The organism is Sphingomonas sp. (assembly GCF_035490575.1).
Lineage (GTDB): Bacteria > Pseudomonadota > Alphaproteobacteria > Sphingomonadales > Sphingomonadaceae > Sphingomonas.
In genome coordinates, this window is sequence record NZ_DATJLI010000012.1 from 1 (window position 1) to 7,948 (window position 7,948).

Annotated in this window: 6 protein-coding genes; 1 reads left to right on the forward strand and 5 read right to left on the reverse strand. The window is 65.9% G+C overall.

Translation table 11 applies throughout. The features are described 5' to 3' along the window. The coding region (locus tag VL973_RS00700) for an MFS transporter (protein WP_325282116.1) at nt 1-1,155 on the reverse strand (1,155 nt) is incomplete at its 3' end. Nucleotides 1,156-1,248: 93 nt separating this feature from the next. Here VL973_RS00700 and VL973_RS00705 point away from each other — a divergent pair. After that, entirely contained in the window at nt 1,249-2,259 is a 1,011-nt protein-coding gene (locus VL973_RS00705; RefSeq protein ID WP_325282117.1) for a LacI family DNA-binding transcriptional regulator, read from the forward strand. A 12-nt stretch (nt 2,260-2,271) separates the two neighbouring features. Here VL973_RS00705 and gyrB read toward each other — a convergent pair whose 3' ends face one another. The 4 genes from gyrB to VL973_RS00725 form a co-directional block, all read right to left on the reverse strand. Continuing rightward, complete coding sequence (gyrB, locus tag VL973_RS00710) at nt 2,272-4,749, reverse strand: DNA topoisomerase (ATP-hydrolyzing) subunit B (protein ID WP_414712169.1); 2,478 nt, start codon at nt 4,747-4,749, stop codon at nt 2,272-2,274. 61 nt (nt 4,750-4,810) lie between these two features. Continuing rightward, complete coding sequence (locus VL973_RS00715) at nt 4,811-5,707, reverse strand: GGDEF domain-containing protein (protein WP_325282119.1); 897 nt, start codon at nt 5,705-5,707, stop codon at nt 4,811-4,813. An 80-nt stretch (nt 5,708-5,787) separates the two neighbouring features. Beyond that, on the reverse strand, nt 5,788-6,150 hold the full coding sequence (locus VL973_RS00720; protein WP_325282120.1) for a Dabb family protein: 363 nt from the start codon (nt 6,148-6,150) through the stop codon (nt 5,788-5,790). A 130-nt stretch (nt 6,151-6,280) separates the two neighbouring features. After that, entirely contained in the window at nt 6,281-7,630 is a 1,350-nt protein-coding gene (locus tag VL973_RS00725) for a DEAD/DEAH box helicase (RefSeq protein ID WP_325282121.1), read from the reverse strand. Nucleotides 7,631-7,948: the final 318 nt, after the last annotated feature.

A 7,948-nucleotide genomic window follows, 5' to 3' on the forward strand; every position in this document is an offset into this window, starting at 1 on the left:
CAGTTGCGCGTAGAGCAACCCGCCGATCTGCGAGCCGAGCAACATGCCGACACCGTAGGTGAACAGCGTCAGCATCCCCTGCGCCTGCGCGTTCACGCCCTTTGGCGTCGCGATCGTGCCGGTATAGATCGCGCCCGCGACAAAGAAGAAGTCGTAGCAGACCCCGTGCAGCGCGACGCCCAGATAGATCGCCCACAGCGAATCGCCGCCGTCGCCGATCGCGAACAGCGCATAGCGAACGGCCCATGCCGCCATGCCGACCAGCAGCAGCGGCTTTACCCCAAAACGGCGATACAGGAACGGCATCGAAAACATGAACGCCAGCTCGGACATCTGGCCGATCGCCAGCGTGCCGCCGACATTGGTGATGCCCGCCGTCCCGACATAGGGCGAAGCATAGGCATAATACATCGCCAGCGGGATCGAGATCAACGTGGCGCAGGTGATGAAGATCAGGAACGAACGCTGCCGCATCAGCGCGAACGCCTCGACACACAGCACCTGGCGAATGACGCTTTCGTCGCGCGGCGCGTCGGGTTCGACATTGGGCAAAGTGAAACTATAGAGGCCGAGCGCGATCGACACGACCGCAGCGACGGTGAAGATCGCCGGGTCCGCCGACAGGCCGGCCCAGCCGATGATGAGACCCGCCGCAATCCACCCCAGGGTGCCGAATGCGCGCACGAACGGAAACCGGTCGACCCGCTCGCCAAAGCTCTTGAGCGCGATGGTGTTCGCAAGACCGACGGTCGGCATGTAGAGGATCATGTAGCCCAGCAGCAGCCAGACGAAACTGTCGCCATGTTCGGAGGTAATAAGCCCCGGCAAGATGAACAGGATGACGCCGCCGACCAGGTGCAGGATGACCATCAGCATTTTCGGGCTGAGATAGCGGGCGGCGGCCATGCCGAGGAGGAATGAACCAACGATCGATGCGATCGGTCCGACGGAAAAGGCGTTGGCGATCAGGTCGCCGATCCCGACGGTCTGCATCACCAGCCCGAGCGTGACGTTCCATGCGCCCCAGACGAAAAACTGCATGAACATCAGCGCGCTGAGGCGCCCTGTCAGCATTCCCGGCACCGGGCGCGTGGTATCCGACACCCCTTCAGCAGCGACCATGCGCTTGTCCTCCCCGAACGCGGTTCCCCCCACGTTTCGGTCGTCAGACTATTGGCCCGCCCCAGCGATGTAAAGGATTACATCAAACCGGTCGACACAATTGGCCGCACGGGACATGAAGGAACCATGACCACGATCGTCAAGGTCGCCGAGGCTGCCGGTGTTTCGACCGCCACCGTCTCCCGCGTGCTGAGCCAGCCCGAACGCGTCGCGGCGGAAACGCGCGACCGCGTGCTCGAAGTGGTGCGTGCGCTGGGCTATTCGCCCAATGTCGCCGCGCGTTCGCTGCGGACGCTGCGCGCCGCCAAGATATTGCTGACCGTCCCCGACATATCGAACCCCTTTTTCGCCAGCGTGATTCGCGGCGCCGAGGAAGCCGCGCGCGACGCCGGCTATGCCGTGGTGCTGGGCGATACGCGGCACGATCCCGATGTCGAGGATCAATATGCCGACATGCTCTCGCGCCGCGAAGTCGACGGGTTGATCTTCCTCGGCCACCGCCTGCCCGCCAGCGTCATGCCGCTGATCGAGCGGCTGGGCGCGTCGGCCCCGGTGGTCAACGGATGCGAATACAGCGCCGAACTGCCCGTGCCGAGCGTGCATATCGATAACGCCGCCGCCGCCGGCGATGCCATCGACCATCTGATCGCACTGGGGCACCGGCGCATCGGCGTCATCACCGGCCCGGCGATCAGCCCGATCAGCCGCGACCGTCTGGCCGGGGCGGAGCGGGCAGCGGCCCGGCACGGGCTGTCATCCGCCCTCGACCTGTGCGTCGGCGATTATTCGGCCCGGTCGGCATTCGATCACACGCGCGAATTGCTGGCGCGCGGCGTGACGGCGATGTTCTGTTTCAACGATGAAATGGCGATGGGCGCGATCAGCGCGATCGGCCGCGCCGGGTTGTCGTGCCCCGGCGACGTGTCGGTCGTGGGGTTCGACGACTTGCCGCTGGCGCCGTTCTTTCAGCCCGCACTGACCACGATCGCCCAGCCAAAGGGACAGATCGGGCGGCGGGCGGTCGACCTGCTGGTCGGCATATTGCGCGGCACGCCCGAACCCGTCGAGCGCGTCACGCTGCGCCACCAACTGATCGTCCGGGGCAGCACCGCGCCCGTCGGCGGGGCGCGGTGCTGATCCGCGCGCGGGTCAGACGTCGAGATTGGCGACGCTGAGCGCGTTTTCCTGAATGAACTCGCGGCGCGGTTCGACCACGTCGCCCATCAGCCGGGTGAAGATCTCGTCGGCGACATCGGCCTGATCGATCGCGACGCGCAGCATCGAGCGGTTGGAGGGGTCCAGCGTGGTTTCCCAAAGCTGCTCCGCGTTCATTTCGCCCAGCCCCTTGTAGCGCTGGATCGACAAGCCCTTGCGTCCCGAAATCAGGATGGCTTCGAGCAGCTGGCTGGGGCGGCCGACCAGGGTTTCGCCCTTGGCGATGGTGACGGCCTCTTCACCGTCCTCGACTGCGCTCTCGTCGGTCGCCTGCGCGGTGCGTGCGGGCACCAGCTTGGCGGCGTTGACATAGGTCTGCGCCTCTTCGGCGGCCAGACCGTGCAGCTTGCGCGCCTCGGCCGATGCGATGAAGCTCGCCTCGATCACATGGTGATCGGTGACACCGCGCCAGAACCGCTGGAAATGGAAACCGCCCTCTTCACTGAGCGAGGCCGTCCATTTCGCCTCGCTGTCGGCAAGGTCGAGGCGGCGAGTGACTTCGGCCAGCCGTTCGGCGCGAACTTCCCGCGTCGCTTCGGGGTCCAGCGCGCCGCCCAGCGCGAGCGTCTCGATGATCGAGGCGTCATAACGGCGCGGCACATAGCGCATCAGCGTCCGCATCCGGCGCGCATGATCGAGCAGCCCGCGCAGATCCTTGTCGGCGCGCGTGCCCGTCACGCTTTCCAGCACGTTCGACGCGACTCCCGCTTCCACCAGATATTCGTCGAGCGCGGCATCGTCCTTGAGATAGACTTCCGAGCGGCCCTTGGTCGCCTTGTAGAGCGGCGGCTGGGCGATGAAGAGATGCCCGTTGGTGATGATTTCCGGCATCTGGCGATAGAAGAACGTCAGCAGCAGCGTGCGGATGTGCGCGCCGTCGACATCGGCGTCGGTCATGATGACGATCTTGTGGTAACGCAGCTTGGCCAGGTTGAAGTCGTCGCGGCCGATGCCGGTGCCCATCGCCTGGATGAGCGTGCCGATTTCCTTGGACCCCAGCATCCGGTCGAAACGCGCGCGCTCCACGTTCAAAATCTTGCCGCGCAAGGGCAGGATCGCCTGAAAATGCCGGTCGCGGCCCTGCTTGGCCGATCCGCCGGCCGAATCGCCCTCGACGATGAACAGTTCGGACTTGGCGGGATCGCGTTCCTGGCAATCGGCCAGCTTGCCCGGCAGGCTGGCGATGTCCATCACCCCCTTGCGCCGGGTCAGTTCGCGCGCCTTCTTCGCGGCTTCGCGCGCGGCGGCGGCGTCGATCACCTTCTGGATGATCTGCCGCGCGACGGCAGGATTTTCCTCCAGCCATTCGGCCAGCTTGTCGGCCATCAGGCTTTCCAGCGGCTGGCGCACCTCGGACGAGACCAGCTTGTCCTTGGTCTGCGAGCTGAACTTGGGGTCGGGCAGCTTGACCGACACGATGGCGGTCAGCCCTTCACGCATGTCATCGCCGGTCAGCGTGACCTTTTCCTTCTTCAGAAGGCCCGATTTGTCGGCATAGTTGTTGAGCGTGCGCGTCAACGCCGCGCGGAACGCCGCCAGATGCGTGCCGCCGTCGCGCTGGGGGATGTTGTTGGTGAAGCAGAGGACATTTTCGTAATAGCTGTCGTTCCACTCCAGCGCGACGTCGATCGTCACATCGTCGCGCGTGCCCGAAATCGCGACCGGATCGGGCATCAGCGGCGTCTTGTTGCGGTCCAGATATTTCACGAACGCCGCGATGCCGCCTTCGTAGAACAGCTCGACTTCGCGCACATCCTCGTGCCGCGCGTCGCGCAGGAACAGGCGGACGCCCGAATTCAGGAACGCCAGCTCGCGATAGCGGTGTTCGAGCTTGTCGAAATCATATTCGGTGATCTTGAAGGTCGAGGGCGAGGCAAGGAACGTGACGCGCGTCCCCTTCTTGCCGTCCGAGGGACCGATCACCCTGAGCGGGGCTTCGGCGTCGCCGTGGCGGAAGCGCATATAATGCTCCTCCCCGTCGCGCCAGATGTTGAGGTCGAGCCATTCGGACAGCGCATTGACCACCGACACGCCGACGCCGTGCAGGCCGCCCGACACCTTGTAGGCGTTGCTGTCGTTGGTGTTGTCGAACTTTCCGCCGGCATGGAGCTGGGTCATGATGACTTCCGCCGCCGACACGCCTTCCTCGGCATGGATGCCGGTCGGGATGCCGCGGCCATTATCCTCGACGCTGACCGACCCGTCGGCGTTCAGCTGGATGATGATGCGGTCGCAGTGACCGGCCAGCGCCTCGTCGATCGCGTTGTCGCTGACCTCGAACACCATGTGGTGCAGGCCCGAACCGTCGTCGGTGTCGCCGATATACATGCCCGGCCGCTTGCGAACGGCGTCGAGGCCCTTCAGCACCTTGATCGAGGAGGCGCCGTATTCATTCTCGGTGGGGGTTGCCATGCCCATCATATAGGCGCGCGCGACGTGTAACGAAAGCGAAATGGAACAGCGCCGCGTCCGGTCAGGCGGGTGGGGCGACCCGCACCCGGCCGCGCCCCATACGCTTGGCCTCATACAGCGCGGCATCGGCCGCAGCCAGCCAGAGATGCGGCTCGCCCGCCGTGCGATCGCCGGCAAAGGCGACGCCGCCCGACACGCCGAACCGCAATATCTGCCGGTCCCAGGGCACCGGCATCGCCAGCGCGCGCGCCACTGCCGCGATGCGCCGCGCGATCGCCAGCCGACCGGTGCCCGCCGGCAGCAGCGCGGCGAACTCGTCACCGCCCAGCCGCGCCGCAATCAGCGCGTCGGGCAGCGCCGAGCGCAACCGTTCGCCCAGCACGCGCAGGCATTCGTCACCCGCCGCATGGCCGAAACGGTCGTTGATCTGTTTGAACCCGTCGAGGTCGAACACCACCACGACGGCGCCATCGCCCGTTTCGAGGCGGGCATGAAATGCCGCGCGATTGGCAAGCCCCGTCAGCGCGTCGTTTTCCGCCAGCGCGCGCAACCGTTCGATCGCCAGGCGTTCGTCGGTGATGTCCTGTTTCCAGCCGTTGAGCGCGACCGAGCGGCCATGATGCCGTTCGACTTCGCCCCAGACGCGCATCCACCGGCGGCTGCCATCGGTGCGGATCAGTTGCGCGTCAAAGGTAAAGGGCTGCCCTGTCTCGATCGCTTCCGCGCGCAGCCGTTCCATCGTGGCGCGCGATTCGGGTTCGTATAGCGAAACCGCGACTCGCCGATCGACCCGGCGCGAGGTTTCCAGGCCGAACAGCGCGTAAATGCCCGGTGTCCAGCCAAGGCGCTGATCCGCCAGCTCGCATCGCCACGCTCCGGCGCCCGCAAGCGATGCGGCCCGCAGCAACATGGGCGCGGGTATGGGCGGTGGCGCGTCATGAAGCGGCTGGGTTGCCATGAACCGGGCTTTTGCCACGTCGAGCGTTAACCGCAAGTTTGTTTCGCGATGAAAACGAGCTTCGCGCGAAAGCGAAGGTTTCAGCGGGTGACGGGGACCGTATCATAGACCACGACCCGCGACCAAAGCCCTTCATTCTCGCGAACGAAGTCGAGGTGGATGGGGTCGACCTGATAGGCTTCCTGATCGGCGGCGCTGTCGAACGTCAGCGTCCAGGACAGGTCATAGCCGCGTTCGATCACCGCGCGGGTCGTGCCGGCATGTTCGCCGACCTGATAGCTACGAATCGTCGGCGCGCGCGCCAGACGCTCAAGCGCCGCCGCCAATCGGGCCTTGTCCTGCACGTTGCCGGGCCGCTTGAGATAGAAAAAGACGTGGTGGACGAATTGCGGCTGGGGTGCGGCCGATGCTTGCGCCACGGCCCCGCAAGTCGGCGCGATCATCGTCGTCGCCAATAATATCGCAGCCACAAATCGCATTGTCGGTCCCCCGGATCATTTCACGCTGACCGTCACCATCGCACAGCGACGGTCAAAGCGAAACGGGTCCAGTGGCCGATGCCGAAGCGGCAGGTCAGCCCTGTGCGCGCTGGCCGCCGCGACCGCTGCCGCCACCGGGGCGCCCGCCGCGACGCGGACCGCCGGGACGACCGGCACCGCCGCGCCCCTCGCCCGCGGGCTTGGCCGAATGCGTCGCGCGCGGACGGCGCGGACCCTGTTCCTGGCGCGGACGATCGGGCCGCTCGGCCGGGATGGGGCCGACGCGGCTGTTGCGGATACGCTCTGATTCGGCCTGGAAATTGTCGGGCAGCGGCACGACCGAGATGCTCTGGCGCGTCAGCTTCTCGATCTGGCGCAGATAGGGCCGCTCATCGTCGGCGCAGAAGGCAAAGGCGATGCCGTCCTTGCCCGCGCGCGCGGTGCGGCCGATGCGGTGGACATATTGCTCGGCGACATTGGGCAGTTCGAAGTTCAGCACATGGCTGACCCCCGACACGTCGATGCCGCGCGCGGCAATGTCGGTGGCGACGAGGATCGTCACCTTGCCGGACCGGAAATCGGCCAGCGCGCGTTCACGCTGCGGCTGCGACTTGTTGCCGTGGATGGCATGGGCGACGATGCCGTTCGAGGCGAGCAGCTTCACCACGCGGTCGGCGCCATGTTTGGTGCGGGTGAAGACGATCGCGCGCTCGACCTCGTTGCGCTGGAAGAACAGCGTCAGCAGCGCCTGCTTCTCGGCCTGGTTGATGAAGGTGACATATTGCTCGACCCGCTCGGCCGTGGTCGCGACGGGGGCGACGCGCACTTCGACCGGATCGGTCAGGAACTTGTCGGCCAGTTCCTTGATCGTCTTGGGCATGGTGGCCGAGAAGAACAGCGACTGACGGTCTTGCGGCAGCATCGTCACGATCTTGCGAAGCGTGTGGATGAAACCCAGGTCGAGCATCTGGTCGGCTTCGTCCAGCACCAGGATCTCGACATCGGACAGGCTCATGCAGCGCTGCTCGATCAGGTCCATCAGGCGGCCGGGCGTGGCGACCAGAATGTCGACACCGGCCGCGGTATCGCGGCGGTTGCGGCCGATCGGCACGCCGCCGAACACGGTGGCGACCGTCAGCTTGGTGAACTTGGCATAGGCGCGGGCCGAATCGGCGATCTGGCTGGCCAGTTCGCGCGTAGGGGCAAGGACAAGCATCCGGCAGCGCATCGGCTTGCGGCGCTCGTTCGCCTTTACCAGCCGGTCGATCGACGGCAGCATGAACGCCGCCGTCTTGCCGGTGCCGGTCTGGGCGATGCCGAGCAGGTCGCTGCCCTCCAGCAAGGCCGGGATCGATTGCTGCTGAATGGGGGTGGGGGTGTCGTAATTCTTCTGCGCGAGCGCATCGAGCACGGACCGCGAAAGGCCGAGTGACGAAAAGGACATGGAAAACTCGTTATCTGGCGCGCCGTGCCAGACGCACGACGAGCGGGGGTCGAAAGGCGCCCCGCGTGACTTGGGATGCTGGTCGAGCCGCGACGCGAGCCTTGGCAGGGATAAGACCTGCCGATCACGCTGCTTGGTTCCGGTTTTACGAAAGCGTCGCTGCGGTGCGGCAAATGGCGTATCGGTGCACGAAAGTCAAGTTACAGCGCCTCGACCTGTGTCAGCCCATGCGCGGCCAGTGCCGGCGCCAGTCGCCGGGCATCGTCGTCCAGCCGGGTAAACACCGCGCGGCCCGGCAGCGGCGTGGCGGGCCAGGCT

Coding starts and splice junctions, on each gene's coding strand:
- VL973_RS00705 (WP_325282117.1), top strand. CDS start 1,249: ATGACCACGATCGTCAAGGTCGCCGAGGCTGCCGGTGTTTCGACCGCC.
- gyrB (WP_414712169.1), bottom strand. CDS start 4,749: ATGGCAACCCCCACCGAGAATGAATACGGCGCCTCCTCGATCAAGGTG.
- VL973_RS00715 (WP_325282119.1), bottom strand. CDS start 5,707: ATGGCAACCCAGCCGCTTCATGACGCGCCACCGCCCATACCCGCGCCC.
- VL973_RS00720 (WP_325282120.1), bottom strand. CDS start 6,150: ATGATCGCGCCGACTTGCGGGGCCGTGGCGCAAGCATCGGCCGCACCC.
- VL973_RS00725 (WP_325282121.1), bottom strand. CDS start 7,630: ATGTCCTTTTCGTCACTCGGCCTTTCGCGGTCCGTGCTCGATGCGCTC.